This is a genomic window from Halomonas sp. SIMBA_159, assembly GCF_046536035.1.
Lineage (GTDB): Bacteria > Pseudomonadota > Gammaproteobacteria > Pseudomonadales > Halomonadaceae > Vreelandella > Vreelandella venusta_A.
Map to the genome: position 1 here is coordinate 1 of NZ_JAWJBT010001610.1, position 236 is coordinate 236.

The following is a 236-nucleotide window of genomic DNA, read 5'->3' on the forward strand; positions in this document are numbered from 1 at the left end:
GCACTTTCTGTTGCCGAAAGGCTGCGGTCAGACTTGCCGGGCACGCGTGTTATGGTGCATTGTGGCGGCGGAAATTTAAAGAAACAAATTAAGCGGGCAGATAAATCGGGCGCAGCCATTGGCTTGATCCTCGGCGAAGATGAGCTAAGCCGTAATGAGGTCACCGTGAAATGGTTGCGTGAAGATAAACCGCAACAAACTATTTTAATAACTGAACTGGCAAAAGCGCTGGCCGT

The 236-nt window shown here is 50.0% G+C and carries 1 protein-coding gene; it reads left to right on the forward strand.

Annotated elements, in window-relative coordinates:
* The coding region (locus R0J87_RS24660; RefSeq protein ID WP_498889668.1) for a His/Gly/Thr/Pro-type tRNA ligase C-terminal domain-containing protein at window positions 1–236 on the forward strand (236 nt) is incomplete at both ends.